The sequence below is a fragment of the Psychrobacter sp. 1U2 genome (assembly GCF_051847575.1).
In genome coordinates, this window is the sequence record NZ_JBPYDC010000034.1 from 1 (window position 1) to 23,084 (window position 23,084).

Consider the following 23,084-nt stretch of genomic DNA (forward strand, 5'->3'; position numbering starts at 1 on the left):
ATCAGCATCAAAACCTTCTCAGGGGGCAGAGTCAGCTCTTTAGTTGTTCCATTGAGATGAGTTATGCAAGTGATATCATCTGTATAAACCTTAGTCTCTTTATCATAAAACCCAAAAATTCCACCAATCAGCCGAACATCACTCAAAAGCTTTGCATGTTTTTTATCCACTGCCTTACTTATGGCAAGGGTTCCTAATGGCTTATCAGCTATTAGCATCAGAGTAACGAACTGCATCACACGATCATATAATTTTGGATTTTCCATCATCTCATTGTAAAAAGCGTATGCTTGATCGCTTGTGCAGAAGTTTTCAAACAAAGTAAATGCACGAGCTACCATTTCCGCAACGCTATGATCATCTTCTGCAAATTTAATGGCTATCGTATTTCTTGCAAGTGGCAGCATCACAGATAAAGCGCCTTCACTATCTGCCACTACACCATCGACCATATACGGCTCTATATTTGCATCAAAGCTTGATAGCGCAGCTTTGTGGCTTTCAATAAACATAACCTATTACCCATGATAGTTTGGATTACTTCCACCAGTAGCATGACTATTGTCATCTAGTAGCGAATCCTGTTCTCTATAATTAGCCAGAGAGTCAGATTGCGTTTGGTTATTGCTATCAGTATTTCTGCCTTCAACGCCTGTATTTTGATCAGTAGCTTCTTTATTATTTTCTTTTACGTTGGCTAAAAATGGATCCTCTTCCTCACCCAATCCTATATCACCACCTAAACTCTCGATCATACTTTTGAATAAAAACTTATCTGATTTCCTTGTTAAAAAATCTGGAAAGTGAATGGCGAAGTAATCTCGAATCATTTGCTCAGTTTCACCTTCAGTTGCCAATACTTGACCCAAAAATGCCCCCATTAGAATCTTCTGCTTGTTTAATCGTTTATCCAGCTTCACCTGCTGAACCTTAGCTTGGCGTTTTAACTCTTCTAACCGTTGACGCTCTTTTAGCTCATTAGAGTCTTGACTATCAAAAATAGACATAGGTGCTTTATTATTAGATACTGACATCAGATTTACCCTTATCGATTAAATTTTACTCAGCATAGCAAGCACCTCACTATCATTCAATCGCTTGTGGTAAGCTTTAACACAACCGCATCAGACACCTCAGATATATTATTTTAGTATTTGATGGTGGCGTCTCCCTGACTAAGGGCGAAGTAACGACTCAAAATTTAATCTATCCACTTCGTTACTATCTTAATTTTGAATCCTTCTTCGTTGGGGAAACCCCAAACCCCGCACACCACAAAAAGCGGTGGTGTGAAAAAAGCAACAATAGCAGGTGGCTCTTTATGACGATGGTACATATTGCGACAAAGGCGATTTCTCGAAAATCAGGGCAGTCAGCTGTGGCGTCGGCGGCCTATCGTGCTGGGGATGTGCTTGATGATGCCAAATATGGCAAGACGCATGACTATAGTAAAAAGTCTGGGGTTATGAGTAGCGATATTGTTTTACCATTTTCGCTAAAGGCGCTGGGTGTGAGTGTGGATCGAGAGACGCTTTGGAATACCGCTGAAGCGGCAGAGACACGTTCGGACAGTCGGGTGGCGCGTGAGTGGCTGATTAATTTGCCGTATGAGTTAGACGAATATGATCGGCATCAGCTGGCCATCAACTTTGCCCAAAAGCTTTGCGACGATATGGATGTGATTGCTGATGTGTGTATCCATCGTCCGGTGATGAAATTGCCTTTTGATCCTAATGTACCGCCAAGCTCTAAGTATTTGCGTGAGGGTGAGGAGAACCCTGATCCCCGTAATTTTCACGCGCATATTTTAGTCACTACTCGAGCGCCTACCATTGGACCGAATAAAACCTTGGCGTTTGATCCAAAGCTTAAGACCCCGTTTGAGTGGTCCAACAAAAAACGTAAGGCGCATGATCTGCCGTCATCGATGCAAGAGATTAAGCGTGTTCGGGAGATGTGGGTAGATACCGCCAATAAAGTGTTGGCGCAGCATCATCTGCCATTGATGGATGCGCGCAGTTATAAGGATCAGGGGCTTGATCAGCAGCCCACCATTAAAATGGGCGTTGAGGCGACGGCAATGGAGCGCCGAGGCATCACGACCGAAAAAGGAGACACCAACCGCGCCATCAAAGCACGTAATAAATTGGTGGCTGACAACCATATCAAACAGGAAGCAGACAATGAGCGACGAATTAGCGCACTTAGAAAAGGACTTGCTTGGGCAACTGAGAAAAATGCAAGACTACCTGGCAGCATTGGAGGCACAAAACAGCGAGCTGATTTTGCAAAACACCTCTCTGGAAGCTCAGAACCTCACATTACGTACTGCACAGAACAAAATAATAGAACGGCAATTCGAGTTGACGACACAAAACGATGCGTTGAAGAGGCAAAATCAGGCATTGCTTGGGCAGCTAAACGATGCGAAAACCTACCAAAGCGATGTGATGACACAAAACAAAGAATTAATGGCACAGCACAAGCAAATAACAAGCTCACACAAAGAATTGACGACACAAAACAAGCAATTGAGGGAATCACTGAAGCTATCGGAAAGTCAAATATTGAAATTAACAAAGCAACTGAGCGAAGTGCAAGACCAGCCCCCAACCCCTTCGATGACGCAGCACGACGAGCAAGAGCTGCTCGACTTGATCGACAGCAAAGACAAGTTGATCGAGACACTCGAGCAAACCGTCACAAAGATGAGAGAATCTTTGAGTATGCTGAACGTATGAAGCTGCACTTAGCCATGCGTTTAATTCAACGCCATCACAATTCAATGGCAATCAGCTGGGCACAAGGAGAAACGATAGAGGATGCCCCTGATAAATTTGATAAGCGTCAAGTTGCGATACTTAGCGAGTTTGCAAAGCGCCTTGGTATTGAAGATAAAGATAAAGCGCTAGGGTTTAGAGATCACTTACAGCAAGTGGGCAAACGTTTTGATTACACGCTAGTTGAAAATAACAAATCCATTATCAAGCTTTTGCGTGATCCTAAAGCTGAACGAGAGCGGTATCTGGCGCTTATTAAGCATTTTGAGGACTTTAGGGACGATATTGATCAAAAGCGTGCGACATTTAAAACTAGTATCATCAATAAGCTAGGCGGTAGCGCAGGAGACGTTGGTAGACTGACTCGAGACGTTGTCTCCTCATTCAACTATACAGAATGGTTAACTGATTATATTGATAATGATAATCACCCAGCTGAGGCGAGGAAATGTGCTAAAGAACATCTTGCAGATACCTTAGATAAAACGTGTCAGCAGTTTAAATTTGCGTTTCGTGATATGAGCTCATTACCAACTACCCAGCGTAAAGCTTACTCAGAGACTCTTAAAGCCGCTTTAGAGACGTTTACCGAGCAATACGACGGAAAGCTTTCTGAAAGCCAACACAGAGCACTACAGGACGGTTTAGAGTCCTATCAGCATCAAGTGAGTAGAACTAATGCACCCAGTCGAGGATTTAGCCCTTAATCTAATCCTTAAAAAAACATTACACAGGGTTAAATTGCTTAGGCAAGCTGCGTGGTTTAAGTGATGATTTTTCACTTATCCACAAAAAAATTTATCACCCGTTTCTTTGAGGGTTTTTATTTGATCCTGTTTACTCCTGTTTATTCCTGTTTGAGAGCTATTTTTCCCTGTTAAAATCAATACCTTACAAGAAAGAAAAAGAGTAAATGAGCAGAAAACAGAGTAAATGAGCAGAAAACAGAGTAAATGAGCAGAAAACAGAGATAAATAAAAAACACTCTTTTTATAACTCTATTTTATGATAAGATCTTGTTAAATGTAACTATGGGCGCAGAGTTGAAATGGAAAATAACTTAGTTGTTCAGTCAAATGATTTAATCCTAGCAACGTACACAATGCAAAAGACGGATAAAGAGCTCATGCTTGCTTGTATCAGTCAAATTGACAGTAGGCCTGATGCACCAAATGTCACGCAAGACACAGAATATAAAGTAACAGTTGATGATATTAAATCATTGTTTTTTGGTAAGAAGTCTAAGAACGAACAGAATGTTTATCGTGACATAGAGAACGCAAGCAAACGTTTATATGACGTCGATATTGTTATGAGCTTGCCCGAGAATAAAACGCTTCAAACAAGGCTTGTTAGTAGTATTGTTTATGATCCGGATAACGGAGAAGTCGTATTATCATTCGCAAATAAAATACTGCCATATTTGACGCAACTTAAAGCTAATTTCACTAAATACAAGCTATTAGAAATAGGTGAGTTATCGAGTATTCATTCAATAAAAATGTATGAATTGGTGGTAATGTGGGTTAATCAATACCAGTACAGCAAAGAGTTTACGATAGAAGAGTTTAAACACGTAATGTGTGTTAAAGATAAGTATAAGCAATTTAGTGAGTTGCGAAGATATGTTATTGAAACAGCTATCAACGATATAAATGAAAATACGAATTATAAAGTCAGTGTAGAGTATCAAAAAAAAGCAAGAGGGAAGGGCTATAAAGGCTTAAAGCTCAAATTTCACAAAAAGTTATTAGATAAAATTGCTGGTAAAGACGGTAAATTGTCAGAAGATAAGATCAAATCAATTGTTGATAATGTGCAGTTTATGAACGACTATAACGATCACCCAGGTTTAAGCTATGACGGTAAAATGAGTACTGATAGTTTTAAGCGTGAAATGATTAACATCATACAGCGGGAGCCTGAAAGCTTTAACAAGCCAAACAAAGCGCTTGAGAGCTACTTACCAAAAGTCAGTCAAGGTAAGTAATTACTATGTTTACTACCAATTATGATATATGGCTTACTTAAGAGTCAAAGGCCAATGCTTTTGCAGTGTTTGAAATCTATGGCCTGAGGTTATACGCATTATCTCTGCCAGGCGTGCCACAAAGATTGAAAGGAGACAATATGAACAAGGTTAGTTATCACATAGATAAGTTGCCGCCATTAACGGCTAAGCAGCAAGCGGACTTAGAGTACTTAGCAACGCTTAGCGATGACGACATTGATCTATCGGACATTCCAGAAATCACCGACTGGTCAGGCGCGATCCGTGGCAGTATCAAACCACAAACGCTTACTACAGAAGCCAGTGTTATCAGCCCAAGCATTCTTGCTAAGTTTAAGGACAGAGCCAAGCAGACAGGCGGTAACTATCAGGACATGATCAATGATGCCCTAGAAGAATACCTAACTGATCATTAAGTCTTAGCCAACAAGTTATAACCTCAAGACGACTTGGGGTTTTTTTACACCTTGCATTGTAGTATGTTGTATATTGTATTATACTATATACAACATACAACATACTACAATGCACTATCAAGGAATACAAAATCATGGCACTCACCACACAAGATATTCATGCAGCAGCTGACCGATTACAGGAGCAAGGGATAAAGCCGACACTGGCAGAGGTGCGTAAGGCGCTAGGCGGTGGCTCATTCACTACCATTAGTGATGCGATGCAGAGTTGGAAGCGAGAACAGCAGGAAGAGCAAGAGCTGCAACAAGTGGATTTACCTAGCGGTATCACTGAACGCTTGCACACGCTTGGCGCTGATATGTGGCAGACAGCTATTGATATGGCGAACGATAGGCTGTCTAAGGAGCGTGAAGCTCTAGAGGTGGTTAAGGTTAAGGCACAAGCAGAGACGGACGAAGCGCAAGAAGCAGTTAAAACCTTAGAGGGTGAACAAGCAGATCTACTACAGCAGCTGGACGAAGTGGCCACTACTGCGGAGACAGCAACTAAAGCGGCTCAGCAAGCCACAGCTGACCATGATGCTACCAAACAGACGCTATCAGATACTAAGCATCAATTAGAGCTTGAACGAACTAAAGCAGAAACAGCACAATCACAGCTTGTAGAGACACGTAGCGCATTAGATAAGCAATCTGTAGAGCTTACTAGTAGTCTTGGTGAGGTAGCCACGCTTAAAGCTACAGCTGATAGCGATAAAGCAGAGATTGCACGTTTAAAGGCGGAGCTTAAAGCCACTAAGTCAGAGCTAAAGACGGTCACAGCTGAACGCAATGAGATACAAACTGCTACCGCAGAGATCAAAGGAGAGCTAAAGGCGGTAACCTTTGAACGTGATAAGCTATCAGGACTTTATGAGCAGCTGACTCAAATACAGGCTAAACTTGAAGCTGAACATAGTATATTGAATAAGCAATATGGCGAGCTATCGAGCCGTCACCTATCAGAACAAGAACAAGTGACTGTGTTACAAAATAAACTCAAGAAAGCTCAAGATAATCTAATACTTATTCAAAACAAAGATAACGCCTTGGATGTTGATTAAATAAAAGTATTCAAGGTTCCAAGATAAAGAATAGTTATGAGCTAGGAAGAGACTTTACCTAAAGCGTAGATCTCGTTCTATTCACACTAAGCTTATGAATCAACTATGACAATATCGACTCACTGAATAAATGACTGTTGTATAAGAACTATTCTAAATTTTTCTCTGAAGTCTAATAGTATATAGCCTAGTGGGCTATATACTATTTAAATTAGCCTAAGTAAGTTCCGATGCTGATTTTGGAGCCTTGAGCAGATTTCAAGGAACACTCACCCTAAAGCATCTATGAGTATTTTCTAGCATACTCACAAACACTTTAGTGCATTCCTTGGATTTGATGTGATTAGTCATGCCGACTTCATCGCCCATCGCGTCATCAAGACCGTATCACTGTATCAAGCTACGGTTGTTAAGATTACGGCTGATAGCACCGCCTAGACACGCTCTTAACCGCTACTGTGCTGTCATACGCTAGCAAGGGCAATACACCCAATATACCGCTACGATATGCACAAATAACCACTCATTGCGTTGCTCAATATGTCTAGAACCCCCTGTCGAGAGCTTTACCCTTCTGTCAAACGCAGTCGTCGCCTTAGCCTGCCACCCATTTGACGGGTAACGGTTATAAAGAGAGCAGCACGAGGATGTAACGAGCGAACAAGCGGTTTTTAAAATGTATAGTGAATAAAGTTGATATGAAAGCAAATTTTGGATAAAATGCACCTACACGGGCATTTAATGCTGTTCAAATAACGCAGTTCAGGTGCTTATTTGTTCGTTACAGTGTGCGTCAACACGCTGTAACCGTTAGCTATATTTAAAACTAAATGCCTCTGGGAGTCAACTCCCAGAGGCATTTTTTTGTTTGTCATGTAGATTGGGTTTTTATTATCTACTTTTTCATTAGATTGCTTAGGCTTTTTTTGTCGTCATTTAGCGTAGGTATTTCAACCATTTTGAAGTTAGCACTTAGTACATCCTCACAAGACGTTAAGTTTCTGACAATACTGGGATAGTTTACTATGAAGACCGGCTTAGTCGTCAGATGCAAGGTTTTACACGCGCTGTTAAGAAGCGGTAAATCATCTTTCTGAGAGAATACGATAATGAAAAGACAAACCTACACTCCTGAGATTAAAGAACGCGCCGTTCGTATGCTGATTGAAGCATTAAACGATTACACCTTTATGTGGTCATGTCATAAAAAGCACACTAATGAAACTATACTAACCAACACTCAAGACTAAGCTACACATACTAAAGAGCTTGAACATGAGAACAAGAAGCTTACGTAAGCCAGTTAGATTACAGTAAAATCCGCTTTTTTCGCCCAAGGAGAGATAGGACACACAATCAAGTTGTGGCTCAGTTTATTGATAAAAATAAGTGGGTCTACGGTATTAGAGCAATATTGACTGTGCAATATAGAAAATATGCAATAAACTTATTTTCTACCTTTAATAAAATGCAGCAACCTAAACAAGGGTAAATTATGAGTAATTCAGATAACCACAGTCATCAAGCTCCAGACCCTAAAAATATGAATAAAGCTTTTTATATTGGGATTGGTCTAAATTCTGCATTTACGCTCATCGAGTTTATAGTGGGCTATTCAACTAATTCATTAGCTTTAATCGCAGACGCTAGCCACAACTTAAGTGATGTTGCCAGTTTAATAATCTCGTTAATTGGAATGAAATTAGCACAGAAAGCATCTACTACGCTTTATACCTATGGCTACAAAAAAGCTTCTATAATGGCGTCTCTTATTAACGCCATATTGTTAGTTACAATCGTTATAGGTATTGCGTATGAGGCCTTGGGTCGATTTGATACGATACCGGAAGTTGCAGGAAAAGTTATTATTATTACAGCTCTAATAGGTGTATTTATAAATACTGTTTCTGCTTTTGCATTCTACAAAGGTCAAAAAGACGATATTAATATCAAAGGTGCTTTCTTGCATCTAATGGTAGATGCATTGGTCTCTGTAGGTGTCGTTATCTCGGGCATTATTATTTACTATACAAGTTGGAATATCGTTGATCCTCTAGTTAGCTTGATTATTTCAGTCGTTATACTGTTATCGACTTGGGGTCTACTAAAAGAGAGTATCAAGCTTGCTATCGACGGAGTACCTCAAAATGTTGATCTCAGTAAAATCACTGCTATCTTAGAGAGCTATAATTTTATTCAAAACTTTCATCATTTACATATCTGGGCTTTGAGTACCACTGAGAATGCTCTTACAGTTCATATTGTACCGAAGACCGATATAACGTTTGAAGAGACTATTACTATGAAAGAAAACATCAAGGAAGATTTGGCGCATCAGAATATACAACATGCAACTATTGAATTTGGTACTAAGGCAGATGACAATCAAAAATCGCGTGCATTAAATGAAAGTATCAACTAAAAGATGATAGACCGTATATAGCTATCTCTTTTTAAGTATGAGGCGCGTGCCTTATGTCAACATAATTTTTTCAATCAGTTCTTATGTGATCAATAGTTTAAAACTTTTATATTTACGTGCGTTAGGACGTTACCTAGAAAAAATAAAAAACTTACGCTGATTAAATTATTATGATTAAGTTTACTATTACCCTCGTCTTCTAAGTGTGGTTAGACCTTTGCCAAAATAGCTTATTAGTAATAACAGGGTTATTATTATCAAGATAGGATAATTTCCCATAAGCATAAAGGGCGTGTTACCAACCCGTGCCTGTATCTCACCACGTAGTACAGTACGCTCAAACTGCGGTGCGCGTTTTACAATACGACCTTTATGGTTAATGATAGCGGTAACACCAGTATTGGTCGCTCGAATAAACCAGCGCCCGTTCTCAAGCGCGCGCATTTGTACCATTTGCAAATGTTGCAATGGTCCTGCTGAAGTGCCAAACCAGGCATCGTTAGAGACGGTCAACAAAAATTCAGTATCGATGGCATTTTTACGCGTGGTATCTGGATAAGCTACCTCATAACAGATAGCCGTCCCTATATTGTGTCCACGCACCTTTAGAGGTGACTGCTGATCACTACCACGACTATAGTTCTTAATATCCTGACTACCGGCCAAACTTGGGAAAATATCGAGCACGCCTTCAAATGGAATATACTCTCCAAAAGGCACTAGACGCTGCTTCTTGTATAGGCCTTCCGCTTCTACACCTCGAGCAATCACGCTATTGTAAAATGGGGGATACTTATCCGTACTGGCATTGAATGCCGCTTTATCCTTATAAGGGATACCAGTTATCCATGTCGTATTGGTCGCATTAGCCATTTCTATCATTTCACTAATAAAGCCCGCAGCCTCATCCTGAAACATAGGAATAGATGATTCAGGCCACACCACCACATCACGTCCCCACTCAGTGCGTGTTAACTTCGCATAAATCTTTAGCGTTTCTACTTGATACTTAGTCAGCCACTTTATATCTTGTGAAATATTACCTTGAATCAATGACACTGACAGATCAGGTGTGCCCTTAGGTTTTGTCCATTGCGGATTGACCAGCCATAATGATGTGCTAATGGCTAATAACAGTACAGAAACGATGGCATAACTACTGCGCCGAAGCAGTAGCTCTACTAAACTTGCAGCCAATAGTATGGCAACAAAAGAGACGGAAAAAACACCAGCAACGGGTGCTAAGGACGATAACCAATACTCTTCAGTAAATGCATAACCAACAAACAGCCACGGAAAGCCTGTGAATAACCAAGTTTTTAACCATTCTTGTAGCACCCAAAGAGCAGCAAATGAAAAGGGTTGTTTGCCTACCATACGGTTAAAGACTAGTGCTAAAAATCCATGAAACAGTCCCATACCGAGACCCATCAATCCAATCATAATCAATGCGAGCCACGTTGGAGTATCGCTATAATCATGGATGGCAGTATAGAGCCAAAAGCCGCCGACGCACCATAGCCCCATACCGTAAGCTTCACCGATAATAAAAGCGCGACGACCACTCATATTTGGTACCAACAGCGCATATAAAATCGCTGGTGACACTATTGCTAGCGGCCAGAACCCATGAGGCGCTAGCGCAAATAAAAAAATAGCCCCTGCAAGCCATGCTGCTACTAGCGTAAACCATAGCGGTAATTGATTTGAGTGAGTACTCAAACGCTTTTGTAGATTAATAGTAGACAGGCGCATCGCAAATTATCCAAAATTATGAGTTTTGAATTTTTAGTCAAAATCCAAAACTCGGATAGACCTGTTAATACTACAGGCAGCATTTCAAAATGAAAACTGCTTATGATACCAGTCCGCACTGCTCAATGGATAAATTTACGTACTCCGTTTGATGGGTTATTATGCTACATTACCAAACGATATGAAGTGTTACTTGACCTTCTATAGCTCACAATATCTACAGTACATGAGAGAGCACTATGACCCCCTTAAAAATAAAATCCAGTCTTATATTCAATCGTTATCTGTCTAAGGGGTTGCGTAGTACGTTAGTATTACTTGCCGCCTCATCACTATTTGCTTGTAGCCAACCGAGTAGTGGCGTATCTGATGCAAGCACAACATCGGCATCAACTGAAGATGTAGTGACTGTTCCGAAGACAGCTGAACCAAACGTTATAAATACTCCTATGATGACATCAGTAAGTAAACCAGACCTACTAAAAAACGTCTCAGCCACTGTCTATAAAGATGCCAATTGCGGCTGCTGTAAAGAATGGATAAGTCATGCAGAAGATAATGGTCTAAGTGCAACCGCGCAAGATGTTGCGGACTTAGCCGTATTTAAAGAGCGCTACAGCGTTCCAAATGAAATGCGTTCTTGCCATACTGTAGTCACTACTGATGGTTACGTCTTTGAAGGTCATGTACCCGCTAAATATATGGCGCAGTTTTTAGAAAATCCGCCAGTACAAGCTATGGGTCTTGCCGTACCTGGCATGCCTGTTGGTAGCCCAGGTATGGAGTATCAAAATAAATTCATGCCCTATCAGGTTATGCAGCTCAATAAAGACGGGACGACCCAAGTTTATGCTGATATTGAATCGGTAGAGCAGCAATTATAGTGTGTTAGCAGTTAAGAATACTTTGATTATAGTGTTAGCGTTAAAAGTAAATGAGGCAGGTATAAGACTGTTCTATTGCTTATAAAATGATTCTTCATCAAAAAAATCATTAGCTATTGCGACTTTAAAAGCAAAAATAACTTTGAATTTGTAACTTTTGATGACAATGTAAGCGGATTTATCGGTTATTAACCCTTAAAATAGATAAATAATTAAGGGTTAATACAAGAATATACAGGATGTATCGAAACAATTACGTAATATTACATAAGCCAGTAGGGAATTAACATCTATATTAATATTATAAATTATTATATTATCTTAATAATTAGTTAGACCCTATATAGGGTAATTACTTCATCCAATAGAAAAACGTCTGAGGGTTAAATCTAAATTATAGATTTAACCCTCAGACGTTTTTTTGCTTATAAAACAGTAGAAATTGTGGTCAATCTAGTCAGCTATATTCTGTACATGTTACACAAACTTACATTGTAAAATGTGGGATATTAGCAATTTTTTCGACATCAAAAAAGTATTTTTGGGGTTTTTAAGGGGAATGACAGGCTAAACAACCTATGCTAAAGTCGGCTTTGTGTTTTGGTCAGCAGCTTGATTTGTAACAGCTTCGTAAGACTTCAATGAGCTGTGATCGCCAATAATTATTTTTTATATGAATAATATGCAGCAGAAGTATCAGTCACTATGACGTATATATACTTGTGTTGTTGAGATTTAATTGACTGCGCTGTTGTTGATAACAGACGATTTTGAATTAACCGTAGGTATTAGATTTATGAAACAGGCTTTATTGATTTTGTCAGTACTGGGTATGGGCATAGCACAAACGAGTGGTGCTGCTATCACAATCTCTCAAACAAATAATACCATCACCAATACTTCTGTGGCATCAAACTACGGTTCATCAAAAAACATCTATAGCACCAAAAGTGGTGCTTATGTTTCTAATAATGATGAAATTAGTCAAGCAATTAGCAACCTAAGTGCGCAGGCCAAGCAAAAAGAGAATCAGCTTTCATCATTAAACAGCCGCTTATACGCTGAAAAACAACAGCAGCAAGTCAATAAGGTTCCTGACAGCAATTCAGCCCCCGCTATCGCTGCTGCTCGCGCCTCAAAAGTGGCTTTATCTGGCAGCTCTGGATATTGTGCCCGTTACGTACGTAAAGCACTACAATCAGCTGGTTATGAATTTACACCCAATCCTTCAGCCTATCAGTACGCCACTCGTGGCACGCTTGATAAAGCAGGTTTTAGCAAAATCAGTAATGATATGCCAACCCAAGTAGGTGATGTTATTGTCTATGATCGCTCATCAAAGCGCCCGCATGGCCATATCCAAATATTTGATGGCGAAAATTGGATTTCTGATTTCCGTCAGAACAGCATCAGCCCATACAGTGGTGTCTATGCTTATACGACATGGCGCGATTCAAAATACGTGGATGACGCATCCGCATCAGATCGTAATATCCACCTTGCTATGAATGATAAATAAGACTTTCTAAGTCAGCACAACATAGTTGTTATTTCCTCCAACCCAGTAGTGATCTTAATATCATTGCTGGGTTTTTTTGTGCTTAACATCAGGGCGTATTTAACCTTTCATGATTTGATCCGTCAGAAATGAACACTACTGATATCATTACTCATGACAGGAGTTATCGACAAGCGCGTTTAAAATGCCACATGATGACGCTGGTGCACTACTTGCACATTTCTGGCGCAAAACGGTCAAGTGATGCTTTAAGTGCATCAGTTCTTCCATTCGTATTTCCACAGCATGAATGTGCTCATCTAGCAAGTTATTCACATCGCCGCAGTCCTTGTCAGGCGACTCCCAGTATTCAAGTAAGATTCGCACATCATCTAAAGCCATATCGAGCGTACGGCAATGTAGGATAAATTGTAGACGCTCAATGTGCTCTTCATTATATAAACGATAATTCCCTTCGCTACGAAAAGGCTCGGGTAATAAGTGCTCCTTTTCGTAATAGCGAATGGTTTCTACTGTGGCACCTGTGCGTTTAGCGAGCTCACCAATTTTGATTGTCATAACAACCTCTATGATTTAAATAATTAAAGTGGCTGTAAAGACTAGCGCTAGAGAAATTAAAATTACGAAACTGTAGATAAATAACCTTGACTCTAAAGCCACTAGAGGGTTCATAATATCATTATTCAAAGGGTAAATTATTATGAAATATCATATTGAAGGTATGGACTGTGCCAGTTGCATCGGCAAGATTGAAACAGCTTTGAAACGTATGCCTGGGGTTTCTGATGTTGAGCTAAATTTTGCTACAGAAACGCTAGAGCTAAGCTTGGCCCCTGATGCGCCGACTCAGGCTAGTGATATTGAAAAAACCATCAAAAGCCTAGGGTTCGGTATATCTGCCAATACTGGTCAACAAACTGTATCGGCTATTGATATTGACAGCGACAATCAGATGGCTCCGCAGGATAAGCGGTGGTGGCAAACTCAAAAAGGCAAACAGGTTGTTGGTCTCGGTATTTTGATGGGCAGCGCTTATGCACTGTCACTACTGTTCCCCGCTTATGGGATATGGGTGTTTGCCATCGCTGTGATTGTAGGCGTTTTTCCATTTGCACGCAAAGCCTTAGCACTGGCTAAAACAGGTTCATTCTTTTCAATTGAAACGCTGATGTCCGTCGCCGTGCTTGGCGCACTTATCATTGGTGAAGCTGAAGAGGCCGCAGCGGTTGTCTTTTTGTTCTCAATCGGTGAACTGTTTGAGAGTATCGCTGCTGATCGCGCTCGCGCTGGCATCAGAGCCTTATCATCGCTGGTTCCGAAAAGTGCGATTTTACTTGATGCTCAAGGTGGGCAGCGTAACGTTCCAGCGACTTCACTACAAGTGAATGACCTTGTGCTGGTGCGTCCTGGAGATAGGGTATCTGCTGATGGTTCCATTGTTCAAGGTGCGTCCAGCCTTGATGATTCGCCCGTGACGGGAGAGTCTGTTCCTGTTGCCAAGACGATGGGTGACAATGTATTTGCAGGGTCAATTAACATCGATGGTGTGCTCCAAGTGCGCGTAGAAAAGACAGCCGCCGATAACACTATTTCGCGCATTATTGATTTGGTAGAGCAAGCGCAAGCTTCCAAAGCACCCACTGCCCGTTTTATTGAGAAATTCAGTCGTTACTATACACCGGCTGTGATGGCTATTGCCGCCCTAATTATCATCGTCCCACCGTTAACCATGGGCGGAGATTGGTCAACTTGGTTATATCGAGGTCTAGCCTTATTATTGATCGCTTGTCCTTGTGCTCTTGTGCTCTCAACACCAGCTGCTATCGCCTCTGGTCTAGCGGTCGGTGCGCGCCGCGGCTTGCTGATCAAGGGCGGTAGTGCTTTAGAAACCATCGGCCAAGTGAAGACAGTCGCTTTTGACAAGACAGGCACTTTAACTGAAGGCAAACCACGCGTGACCGATGTTGTTGACATTACACAAGAGTATTCAAGTGTTCAAGGTCAGGATTCTCAGGATCAGGGTTCTCAAGGTAAAGATAAGGTATTGGCGCTCTTTGCCAGTGTGGAGACAGGTTCTAGTCACCCGCTTGCTGAAGCTATTGTCAGTCATGCCAAAGCCGCCAAAGTTGTCATACCTGTGGCTTCTAAAGCTTCTGCTACTGCGGGTAAAGCGGTACACGCAACTATCGCTGGGCGCGCGCTAGCTATCGGTTCGCCTGTTTACGCAGCCGATGAGGCATTGATTTCATCCACACAACAGGCGCAAATTGAGGCGCTGCAAAATGAGGGTAAGACCGTCTCTGTTCTTTTCGATGAGCAAAACCGTGAAGTGCTTGGATTAATCGCGCTAAGAGACGAATTACGAGACGACGCTCATGAAGGTGTGGCTCAGCTCAAAGCGATGGGTGTGCGCTCCGTCATGCTAACAGGCGACAACCGCTTAACCGCTCAAGCACTTGCCAGTAATTTAGACGTGGAATGGGAAGCTGAGCTGTTGCCTGAGGACAAACTGCGCCTGCTTAACGAGATGAAGAACAACCGCAAAATAGCGATGGTTGGTGATGGTATTAACGATGCGCCAGCGCTAGCAACTGCCGATGTTGGCATCGCGATGGGTGGTGGTACCGATGTGGCCATTGAGACGGCCGATATCGCATTATTAAAAAGTCGTGTTACGGACATGGCTCATCTCATCGCACTTTCACGTGCCACCATGCGCAACATTCATCAGAACGTCATTTTCGCTTTAGGTCTCAAAGGCGTCTTTCTGATCACGACCATATTCGGCATTACTGGACTATGGATTGCGGTTCTAGCTGATGCTGGAGCAACAGTGATCGTTACTCTTAATGCGTTACGTTTACTGCGCTTTAAAGGCGCGCCTCCACTGGTAAATCCGCCTAAAGTAGTTAAATAAAACCCTTCGAAATCAATTAAAAACTAGAGATAGCAGCAGATTTCGGGGTGGGTTCTAATAATAAAAATTCCACCGCCACAGTAAACTGCAACCGCATTAGAGTAAATAAGGTTAGACCGTATGTTGATTACAGAATTGGGCTATTTTGCCTTGCTTACCGCTTTTGTACTGGCGTTATTGCAGGTAATTCTGCCAACTATTGGTGTTATTCGTAACCAAGTTGCTTGGCAACGACTAGCCCCTAGCCTAGCTTGGGCACAGTTTGCCGCCATGATAACGTCATTTGGCGCTTTGATAGCAGGTTTTTATTATAATGATTTTAGCCTCAGTTACGTCGCGCAGCATTCCAATACGCTGTTGCCTTGGTACTATAAGTTATCGGCGACATGGGGCGGACACGAGGGCTCTTTGCTGCTATGGATGACCATCATGGCCACATGGTGTGCACTGGTATCATACTTTAGTCGCGGCTTGCCGTTATCAATGCGTGCGCGGGTATTAGTTATTTTGGCCGGTGTACAGTTAATGATGCTAACAATGCTGATATTTACCTCGTCACCGTTTGAGCGTACCTTACCCAATCTAGCGGTCGATGGCGCTGATTTAAATCCTGTCCTACAAGATTTCGGTCTGATTATTCATCCGCCCATGTTATATATGGGCTATGTGGGTATGGTAGTGCCTTTTGCATTTTGTATGGCGGCATTGTGGGAAGGGCGTTTAGATGCTGCTTGGACACGCTGGTCACGTCCATGGGCGCTCGCGGCTTGGGGATTTTTGACCATTGGTATTGCACTGGGCTCGTGGTGGGCCTACTACGAGCTTGGCTGGGGCGGTTGGTGGTTTTGGGATCCGGTAGAGAACGCCTCGTTTATGCCTTGGCTTGTCGGCTTAGCATTGCTGCATTCATTAGCAGTCACTGAAAAGCGCGGGGTGTTTAAAGCATGGACCATCATGCTGGCTATTTTCGCCTTTGCCTTAAGCTTGCTTGGCACGTTCCTGGTACGCTCTGGAGTCCTTACCTCAGTGCATTCGTTTGCCGCTGATCCGACGCGTGGTTTGGTCATCTTAGCTATTCTTGGCATTATCATCGGTAGTGGTCTATTAATGTTTGCCGTTCGCGGTTGGCGTTTAACCGTTGAAAGTCAATATCAGCTGATTTCACGTGAGTCCTTTTTAGTGATCAATAACGCCATCATTTTGATTGCAACCTTAGTGGTGCTGCTCGGCACCCTCTATCCTATTATCGCTGATGCCTTTAGTCTCGGTCAGGTATCTGTAGGGCCTCCATACTTCAATGCGCTGTTTGTGCCTTTGACATGGCTGTTGTTAATCGCTATGGGTATGGGCTCTAATATTCGCTGGAAACAAGATAAGCGTCCGTTACTAGGGGTGGGTATCGCCATTGCCGCTAGTAGTATCGTATTGGCTGCTATTATCGCCTACTTTACCAGTCCATCTGCTATGTTCAATATTGGCGTGACTTTAGCGGTGAGCTTTTGGGTACTGCTATGGATGATCGTTGACTTTAGAGACAAAACCAAGAACGCCCCTAATTTCTTTAAAGGTCTGCGTCAGCTGCGTCTTAGCTATTGGGGTCAACAGACTGCTCATATTGGCGTATTGGTTGCTGTCATTGGCATAGCCTTTACTAGTAGCCTGAGTATTGAGCGTGACGTAGCAATGGGTATTGGCGATACAGTCAATGTTCAAGGTTACGATTTTGAAGTAACTGAATTTTTTGAAATAAAGGGTAGTAACTTTGATGCAACGCAAGCGCAAGTGGTGGTATCCAAAGACGGTCGTGAAGTGGCGAAACTGACTCCAGAAAAGCGTACTTATATTATCAGCACGATGCCAACAACTGAAGCTGCTATTGACCCCAGTCTTATGCGCGATGTTTATGTCGCACTGGGCGAACCTATTGCCGATGGTAGTAACCAATGGGCATTAAGGATTTATGTAAAACCATTAATTCGCTGGATTTGGTTAGGGGCAATTATCATGGCTCTAGGTGGATTAATTAGTATGCTTGATAAACGATACCGCATCAAAAAAATTAAAGCTCCGTTGCTAGTTACTGGTAGTTTGGCTACTTATGGAGTCAATGAGGTAGCTATTGAGCAGGCAATCTCAGTATCGACGATGTCGACACTAAAGGAGAAATAAATGACTATGTCGAATAATACTCCTGAGCAAAAAGATAGCCAAAACAGTAAGCAGCGTAACCCAAAGACAATGAAAAAAAAGCAGACGAAGCTATGGTTCTTAATTCCGCTTATCCTCTTTTTTGGTTTGGTAGTTATATTGTACATGCGCTTAGGTAAACCAACAGACATTGTGACCAATACCGCTCTTGAGCGTCCGGTTCCTACCTTTGAGCTGCCGTTATTAGCAGATACTACCCGTACTATCACCAATGATAATTTGCCGGATAAGCCGTTTTTACTTAATGTTTGGGGCTCATGGTGCCCAACTTGCGTTATTGAGCATCCGTTTTTAATGCAACTAGAAGAGCGCGGCGTTGATATCGTTGGTGTGAATTATAAGGATGAGATTGGTAATGCGCTCAGTTACTTAAACCGAGGCGGTGATCCATTTTCTATGTCTATTCAGGATTCATTGGGTCAGTTTGCTCTAGACTTAGGCATAACTGGTGCGCCCGAAACCTTTGTTGTGGATGGAGATGGCATCATTCGTCAGCATATTGTTGGTGAGATTAATGAAGCCAATTGGCAACAGCGTGTTAAGCCGTGCCTGACAGTACTTAATAAGGCTAATAAGAACAACGATAGTCCTGATCTCATTCAGGTTGAGGAGATGTGCAAATGAACGTTACTCGAATAAGAGCTCCTCAACTAAAACCCAATATAGTTTTAAAACTAGCAAGCTTAATACTAGCGTGTCTGCTTAACATGACGGCAAACGCAGCTATTGACGTATACGATTTTGACTCACCACAGCAAGAAGCTCAGTATCGTGGATTAATAGAAGAGTTTCGCTGCCCAAAATGCCAAAATCAAAACCTTGCAGCCTCTGATGCACCGATTGCACAGGATCTAAAGCAAAAAGTCTATGATTTAATTAAAGATAGACGTAGTGATGCTGAAATACGCGTCTATATGCAAGAGCGCTACGGTGACTTTATTAGCTACAAGCCGCCTATGCGACCATCAACATGGATCCTATGGTTTTTTCCACCACTATTATTGCTCGTCTTAATTATTGGTTGGTTTTGGCAAAGTAAGCGTCGCCAAGTTGTTGCCCGTGGTCAAAGCGGCGTCACAGTGAACAGTACTGCTGCCTTGACCTCTACGGAAAAGGCTGAGCTTGATCGTCTATTATCGCAAGCTGAGAGTGTCGACCACGACATTACTAGCCTAGAGGACAAAAAATGACTCTATTTTCTACTTTTGGCTTATTTGTAACTCTAAGCTTGCTGATTGCTCTTATATTTGCGCTGATTGCTATTATGCCATGGCTACGAGCACCGCGTTTGCAGTCCAAACCAATAGACAATCAACTGCTAGATATTAATGTTGCAGTATTTCGCGAACGTTTAGCTGAGCTACAAACAGATAAAGACAGCGGTACTATTAATAATAGCCATTATCAAAATCAAAAGCTGGAACTGGAGCGTCAGCTATTAGATGTGCAGCGTCAGATAACACCTATGGTCACCCCTGATGTCAAAAGCCGTTTAATTGTCGCAGCTTGGATCCCAATATTGGCTGCAATGGCGTATTTACTAATAGGCAATCGTACGCCCGTGTTTGATTTGTGGACAGCTGAGGACAAAGTAGGACAAGTGGCTGACGACCTATTGACAGCTAAAATTGACAAGCCGCCATCATGGGCGTTTGAAGATGGTCGTCAACTGATTAGCGCCATGCAAACCAATGTTCATCGTAATGCTGATGATCCTAATCGCTGGATGCGCCTATCCGAGCTTTTCTTATCTATGGAGGCAACTGATTCTGCGCTGGAAGCCTTATCTCGTGCCTATCGTTTAGCTCCTGAAAATGAAGAAATCGCCACCACTTATGCTCAGACTAGCTTTTTCGTTAATGAAGGTCAGTTAGACGCCAATATTCGCCGTGTATTACAAGCTATATTAGCTAAGAATCCGCAGCATGAACGGGCTCAAATGCTCATGGCAATGGGTGAGACTCGTAGTAGTAACTTTGCCCAAGCGCAAGGTTGGATTAAACGCTTACAAGGCAGCATTGTGGCCAAACCAGGTGATCATACTAAAGCTTTAGCAAGCTTAGATGAGTTAAGCAACTACGTTAGCACGCAAGAAAAGCAAGCGCTAGAAGGTATTGACGTGACAGTGAAAATTAACGCTAATTTATTACCGTTAGTGAAAGCTGATGATGTGTTGTTTGTTGCGATACGTGACGTTAAAGGAGGTCCACCGTTTGCCGCCAAACGTTTACCCATTAGTATTATCAAGCAAGGTGAGGCTAGTATCCGCTTAAGCAATCTTGATGCGATGATGCCAGATCGCACGTTAAATTCAGCTCGTAGTGACAAAACTCAGTTAGCAGTCGTTGCTCGTATTAGTCATAGCGGTAATGCCATAGCAGAGTCAGGCGACTTATCGGGTAATCCTATAGTGATTAGCGCTGAACAGACTCAGGTTAATGTTGAAATCAATCAACAGATTCCCTAATAAAAAATTATTACCGTAAGTTTCATAACACCAGAGCGGTAAGTGGAGCCGTTTATAAAAGTGGCGCGATTAATAGTCGTATACCAAAAACATATACGTTTAACATTGTTCATTGTATAAACACAGATAAAGAAAACAACTATGACTGAATCTACCGACAGATTAGATAGTACTAAATTGAATAGCGTTGAATCGGCTAGTACTAATATTGCTGACAATAAAGTACCTATAGCTGTGAGTAGTACTCATCAATCGATTGACTCTAAAACCATGAATCATACGCCTAAAGCTATGTACGTGACTTCAGGCAACTCGATAACACCTAAAGGTAAGTTGGATAAAATGCCAAAAATGGTTGCCAATGGCAGTCGCGCTTTTATCTGGTATTTGTTGGCGATAATGGTGTTAATACTTGATCAATGGACTAAGTGGTTGGCCCAAACCAAATTAGCGTTCAATGACCCCGTACCGGTCATTGAACCATTTCTCAACTGGACACTCGCTTATAACTATGGGGCAGCATTTAGCTTTTTAGCCGACGCTGGCGGTTGGCAGAAATGGTTTTTCTCAGGCTTAGCTTTTGTAATGGCTATCTTTTTAACGATTTATTTAATCAAAGCGCCACGTACAGCCAAGCTATTGTCTATGGGGTTGGCCTTAGTGCTTGGCGGTGCGATTGGCAACTTAATCGATCGTTTAAGAATTGGCAAAGTGGTTGACTTTATCCATGTGCATTATGCTGATGTCTGGAATTATCCTATTTTCAATGTTGCAGATATAGGTGTCTGTGTCGGTGTAGCGTTGATTATAATTGATATGATATTTTTGGAAAGTAAGCGTAATGAATAAACAAGTGAATATTGATCAGTACAAATAAAAAGAACTAGCGTCATAGCTGCTCTATACGGAAAGATACTTTTTATACTCAAGTGTGTTTATAAAAATGCGAACTGGAAGGTGATATATGATTAATACAAATACTCTCTCATTCTATATCCCAAAACCCAATGCATAATTGTATGCGAGTGAACGCAGGATGATTTTGAAGTGGCTAGACGAAGGCGTGACGTGCTAAGTGGTAGATGACAAAAACCAGTACTTCAAAGCTCTGGACAGGGCCATTATTATAAAGACATTGAATACCGCCTAAATTATTTATTGAAATAACAAAAGGATAATATAGTGTCACATGCTCAGCTAACTATCAAACAAATACATAATCTTAGAAAAAAACAAAGTGCCGCATTAAAAAGCCTTACCATTATAGGCTACCTAGAAGGCACCTCTTTCTTATTATTGCTCTGTATCGCCATGCCACTAAAATATATGCTGGACATTCCAGAAGGTGTGAAATACATCGGTATGGCACACGGTATATTGTTTATTACCTATATCATAATACTTATAGGCTCAGCTATCAAAATGAAAATGCCTCTTTGGGCAATACCTGCGGGCGTACTCGGCTCACTCTTACCTTTTGGCCCGTTTATATTCGATCATTTACTAAAAAAGAATTTACAGGAAAGTGTAAGTAAAGAAGCCTAGAACAAGCCCTGCTGCAAATGCTACAAACGTACCTTATTACTCAAGATTATTTTTCCTAACTAAATCACAAGCCGCCATCACTCATCATGGCGACAAATGAATAACATTGAGCAGAAATTAATCACAATAAAATTTTAATTCAGACCCAGTATGAATAATCTAACACTCTAGTCACTTTTCGAACTTATCTTACATACTATCGACAAACCCGTATTGTTTAAAAGCTAAACAGGTTTTGTCATCCGCGATGGATTTCCTATTATCCTAGGGTATACCCCAGGGGCACTATCAAAACAGGTCTCTTAATCAATTAATAGTCTACTTATAATAGACTGCAATAATGGAACTACTTATAACAGACTATTTTAGGTGTTTATGTTTATCAGAGCATAGAGCGCCAATCAAAGATCAAGATGCCAAGCGTGCCAAAAGTGAGCTCATATAGCTTGCTGCTGATCATGGTCACAAAATTGCCGCCTTCTATGTTGAAAACGAGTCAGACGCAACTTTAATACGTCCACAGTTAATGTAACTGATAAATGATGCCCATGAAGGCGATATAATTTGGTTGAGCAGATTGACCGCTTAGCACGTTTAAACCAAGCTGATTGGGATACTCTCAAAAGAATGCTATTAGAAAAGAAGCTGGCGGTAGTATCAGAAGAGCTACCGACCTCTTATATAACGCCTCAATCTGATAGCAGCATTGAATTTATGAGCAGCGTATTACAGGCCATCAATTCGATGATGCTTTATATGCTCGCTGCTATTGCTAGAAAGGACTATGAAGATCGACGTAACCGTCAGATGTAAGGTATTTCTCGTACTAAGGTAGAAAGTAAATATTCAGGACGTAGGAAAGATACCGAGAAGCGTAAGATTATCGCTAGCCTTCTGAAATCTGGGCGTAGTTATTCTGAAATACAAGCTACAGCTAAGTGCTCGCGTCATTTGATAGCTGTATAGCTAAATAAATACTCAAATACTCAAATACTCAAATACTCAAATACTCAAATACTCAAATACTCAAATACTCAAATACTCAAATACTCAAATA

20 protein-coding genes are annotated in these 23,084 nt (G+C 41.5%); 16 read left to right on the plus strand and 4 right to left on the minus strand.

Annotated features, from left to right (window positions below; genetic code table 11):
• Both ACS8FD_RS12100 and ACS8FD_RS12105 read right to left on the minus strand, forming a co-directional pair.
• On the minus strand, positions 1-512 hold a 512-nt coding region (locus tag ACS8FD_RS12100; RefSeq protein WP_439276093.1), incomplete at its 3' end, for a hypothetical protein.
• A 6-nt stretch (positions 513-518) separates the two neighbouring features.
• A complete protein-coding gene (locus ACS8FD_RS12105) occupies positions 519-1,034 on the minus strand; it encodes a hypothetical protein (protein ID WP_025643898.1) in 516 nt (171 codons plus the stop codon).
• 287 nt (positions 1,035-1,321) lie between these two features.
• Between ACS8FD_RS12105 and ACS8FD_RS12110 the strand changes: the two genes are divergently transcribed.
• From ACS8FD_RS12110 to ACS8FD_RS12135, 6 genes are all read left to right on the plus strand, one after another.
• The gene (locus tag ACS8FD_RS12110) at positions 1,322-3,487 is read left to right on the plus strand and encodes a MobA/MobL family protein (RefSeq protein ID WP_058025555.1); all 2,166 of its coding nucleotides are present in this window, start codon (positions 1,322-1,324) and stop codon (positions 3,485-3,487) included.
• 341 nt (positions 3,488-3,828) lie between these two features.
• Complete coding sequence (locus tag ACS8FD_RS12115; protein ID WP_058025554.1) at positions 3,829-4,770, plus strand: replication initiation protein; 942 nt, start codon at positions 3,829-3,831, stop codon at positions 4,768-4,770.
• A gap of 140 nt (positions 4,771-4,910) precedes the next feature.
• Complete coding sequence (locus ACS8FD_RS12120; protein WP_025643904.1) at positions 4,911-5,207, plus strand: hypothetical protein; 297 nt, start codon at positions 4,911-4,913, stop codon at positions 5,205-5,207.
• 134 nt (positions 5,208-5,341) lie between these two features.
• Positions 5,342-6,310, plus strand: a complete 969-nt coding sequence (locus ACS8FD_RS12125; RefSeq protein ID WP_058025952.1) for a DNA-binding protein — start codon at positions 5,342-5,344, stop codon at positions 6,308-6,310.
• A gap of 1,109 nt (positions 6,311-7,419) precedes the next feature.
• Positions 7,420-7,560 carry a hypothetical protein gene (locus ACS8FD_RS12130; RefSeq protein ID WP_298739179.1) on the plus strand — a complete coding sequence of 47 codons (141 nt, stop codon included), beginning with the start codon at positions 7,420-7,422 and terminating at the stop codon, positions 7,558-7,560.
• 245 nt (positions 7,561-7,805) lie between these two features.
• Positions 7,806-8,732, plus strand: coding sequence for a cation diffusion facilitator family transporter (locus ACS8FD_RS12135; RefSeq protein WP_058025953.1), 927 nt, complete (start codon positions 7,806-7,808; stop codon positions 8,730-8,732).
• A gap of 186 nt (positions 8,733-8,918) precedes the next feature.
• On the opposite strand, the gene lnt is transcribed toward ACS8FD_RS12135, so the two are convergent.
• Complete coding sequence (lnt, locus tag ACS8FD_RS12140) at positions 8,919-10,487, minus strand: apolipoprotein N-acyltransferase (RefSeq protein ID WP_439276094.1); 1,569 nt, start codon at positions 10,485-10,487, stop codon at positions 8,919-8,921.
• Positions 10,488-10,726: 239 nt separating this feature from the next.
• On the opposite strand from lnt, the gene ACS8FD_RS12145 reads away from it, so the two are divergent.
• Together ACS8FD_RS12145 and ACS8FD_RS12150 are read left to right on the plus strand one after the other, a co-directional pair.
• A complete protein-coding gene (locus tag ACS8FD_RS12145; RefSeq protein ID WP_082787298.1) occupies positions 10,727-11,371 on the plus strand; it encodes a DUF411 domain-containing protein in 645 nt (214 codons plus the stop codon).
• A 796-nt stretch (positions 11,372-12,167) separates the two neighbouring features.
• Positions 12,168-12,890 (plus strand): CHAP domain-containing protein, encoded by a 723-nt coding sequence (locus ACS8FD_RS12150; RefSeq protein ID WP_198336923.1) that lies wholly within the window; start codon positions 12,168-12,170, stop codon positions 12,888-12,890.
• Positions 12,891-13,037: 147 nt separating this feature from the next.
• Here ACS8FD_RS12150 and cadR read toward each other — a convergent pair whose 3' ends face one another.
• On the minus strand, positions 13,038-13,448 hold the full coding sequence (gene cadR, locus ACS8FD_RS12155) for a Cd(II)/Pb(II)-responsive transcriptional regulator (protein ID WP_025643920.1): 411 nt from the start codon (positions 13,446-13,448) through the stop codon (positions 13,038-13,040).
• 142 nt (positions 13,449-13,590) lie between these two features.
• On the opposite strand from cadR, the gene ACS8FD_RS12160 reads away from it, so the two are divergent.
• The 8 genes from ACS8FD_RS12160 to ACS8FD_RS12195 all read left to right on the plus strand — a co-directional run bounded on the left by ACS8FD_RS12160 (position 13,591) and on the right by ACS8FD_RS12195 (position 22,840).
• Positions 13,591-15,807 carry a heavy metal translocating P-type ATPase gene (locus ACS8FD_RS12160; protein WP_439276095.1) on the plus strand — a complete coding sequence of 739 codons (2,217 nt, stop codon included), beginning with the start codon at positions 13,591-13,593 and terminating at the stop codon, positions 15,805-15,807.
• Positions 15,808-15,927: 120 nt separating this feature from the next.
• Positions 15,928-17,976, plus strand: coding sequence for a heme lyase CcmF/NrfE family subunit (locus tag ACS8FD_RS12165; RefSeq protein WP_025643925.1), 2,049 nt, complete (start codon positions 15,928-15,930; stop codon positions 17,974-17,976).
• Positions 17,977-18,639, plus strand: coding sequence for a DsbE family thiol:disulfide interchange protein (locus ACS8FD_RS12170; protein ID WP_011513682.1), 663 nt, complete (start codon positions 17,977-17,979; stop codon positions 18,637-18,639).
• 83 nt (positions 18,640-18,722) lie between these two features.
• On the plus strand, positions 18,723-19,205 hold the full coding sequence (locus ACS8FD_RS12175; protein WP_020443538.1) for a cytochrome c-type biogenesis protein: 483 nt from the start codon (positions 18,723-18,725) through the stop codon (positions 19,203-19,205).
• Positions 19,202-20,482: a c-type cytochrome biogenesis protein CcmI gene (ccmI, locus tag ACS8FD_RS12180; RefSeq protein WP_025643930.1), complete on the plus strand. Its 1,281-nt coding sequence runs from the start codon at positions 19,202-19,204 to the stop codon at positions 20,480-20,482. The genes ACS8FD_RS12175 and ccmI overlap by 4 nt, the downstream gene beginning before the upstream one ends.
• Before the next feature lie 141 nt (positions 20,483-20,623).
• A complete protein-coding gene (gene lspA / locus ACS8FD_RS12185) occupies positions 20,624-21,331 on the plus strand; it encodes a signal peptidase II (RefSeq protein ID WP_037026031.1) in 708 nt (235 codons plus the stop codon).
• Between the two features lie 333 nt (positions 21,332-21,664).
• Positions 21,665-22,027, plus strand: coding sequence for a DUF3817 domain-containing protein (locus ACS8FD_RS12190; RefSeq protein WP_058023733.1), 363 nt, complete (start codon positions 21,665-21,667; stop codon positions 22,025-22,027).
• 564 nt (positions 22,028-22,591) lie between these two features.
• Positions 22,592-22,840 carry a recombinase family protein gene (locus ACS8FD_RS12195; protein ID WP_228706492.1) on the plus strand — a complete coding sequence of 83 codons (249 nt, stop codon included), beginning with the start codon at positions 22,592-22,594 and terminating at the stop codon, positions 22,838-22,840.
• The last annotated feature ends 244 nt before the right edge of the window (positions 22,841-23,084 follow it).

Excerpts from the sequence above, each read along its gene's own strand:
- ACS8FD_RS12175 (WP_020443538.1), top strand. The coding sequence starts at position 18,723 with ATGACGGCAAACGCAGCTATTGACGTATACGATTTTGACTCACCACAG.
- ccmI (WP_025643930.1), top strand. The coding sequence starts at position 19,202 with ATGACTCTATTTTCTACTTTTGGCTTATTTGTAACTCTAAGCTTGCTG.
- ACS8FD_RS12160 (WP_439276095.1), top strand. The coding sequence starts at position 13,591 with ATGAAATATCATATTGAAGGTATGGACTGTGCCAGTTGCATCGGCAAG.
- cadR (WP_025643920.1), bottom strand. The coding sequence starts at position 13,448 with ATGACAATCAAAATTGGTGAGCTCGCTAAACGCACAGGTGCCACAGTA.
- ACS8FD_RS12110 (WP_058025555.1), top strand. The coding sequence starts at position 1,322 with ATGACGATGGTACATATTGCGACAAAGGCGATTTCTCGAAAATCAGGG.
- ACS8FD_RS12150 (WP_198336923.1), top strand. The coding sequence starts at position 12,168 with ATGAAACAGGCTTTATTGATTTTGTCAGTACTGGGTATGGGCATAGCA.
- ACS8FD_RS12170 (WP_011513682.1), top strand. The coding sequence starts at position 17,977 with ATGACTATGTCGAATAATACTCCTGAGCAAAAAGATAGCCAAAACAGT.
- ACS8FD_RS12120 (WP_025643904.1), top strand. The coding sequence starts at position 4,911 with ATGAACAAGGTTAGTTATCACATAGATAAGTTGCCGCCATTAACGGCT.
- ACS8FD_RS12130 (WP_298739179.1), top strand. The coding sequence starts at position 7,420 with ATGAAAAGACAAACCTACACTCCTGAGATTAAAGAACGCGCCGTTCGT.
- ACS8FD_RS12115 (WP_058025554.1), top strand. The coding sequence starts at position 3,829 with ATGGAAAATAACTTAGTTGTTCAGTCAAATGATTTAATCCTAGCAACG.
- ACS8FD_RS12165 (WP_025643925.1), top strand. The coding sequence starts at position 15,928 with ATGTTGATTACAGAATTGGGCTATTTTGCCTTGCTTACCGCTTTTGTA.
- ACS8FD_RS12125 (WP_058025952.1), top strand. The coding sequence starts at position 5,342 with ATGGCACTCACCACACAAGATATTCATGCAGCAGCTGACCGATTACAG.
- lnt (WP_439276094.1), bottom strand. The coding sequence starts at position 10,487 with ATGCGCCTGTCTACTATTAATCTACAAAAGCGTTTGAGTACTCACTCA.
- lspA (WP_037026031.1), top strand. The coding sequence starts at position 20,624 with ATGACTGAATCTACCGACAGATTAGATAGTACTAAATTGAATAGCGTT.
- ACS8FD_RS12105 (WP_025643898.1), bottom strand. The coding sequence starts at position 1,034 with ATGTCAGTATCTAATAATAAAGCACCTATGTCTATTTTTGATAGTCAA.
- ACS8FD_RS12145 (WP_082787298.1), top strand. The coding sequence starts at position 10,727 with ATGACCCCCTTAAAAATAAAATCCAGTCTTATATTCAATCGTTATCTG.
- ACS8FD_RS12135 (WP_058025953.1), top strand. The coding sequence starts at position 7,806 with ATGAGTAATTCAGATAACCACAGTCATCAAGCTCCAGACCCTAAAAAT.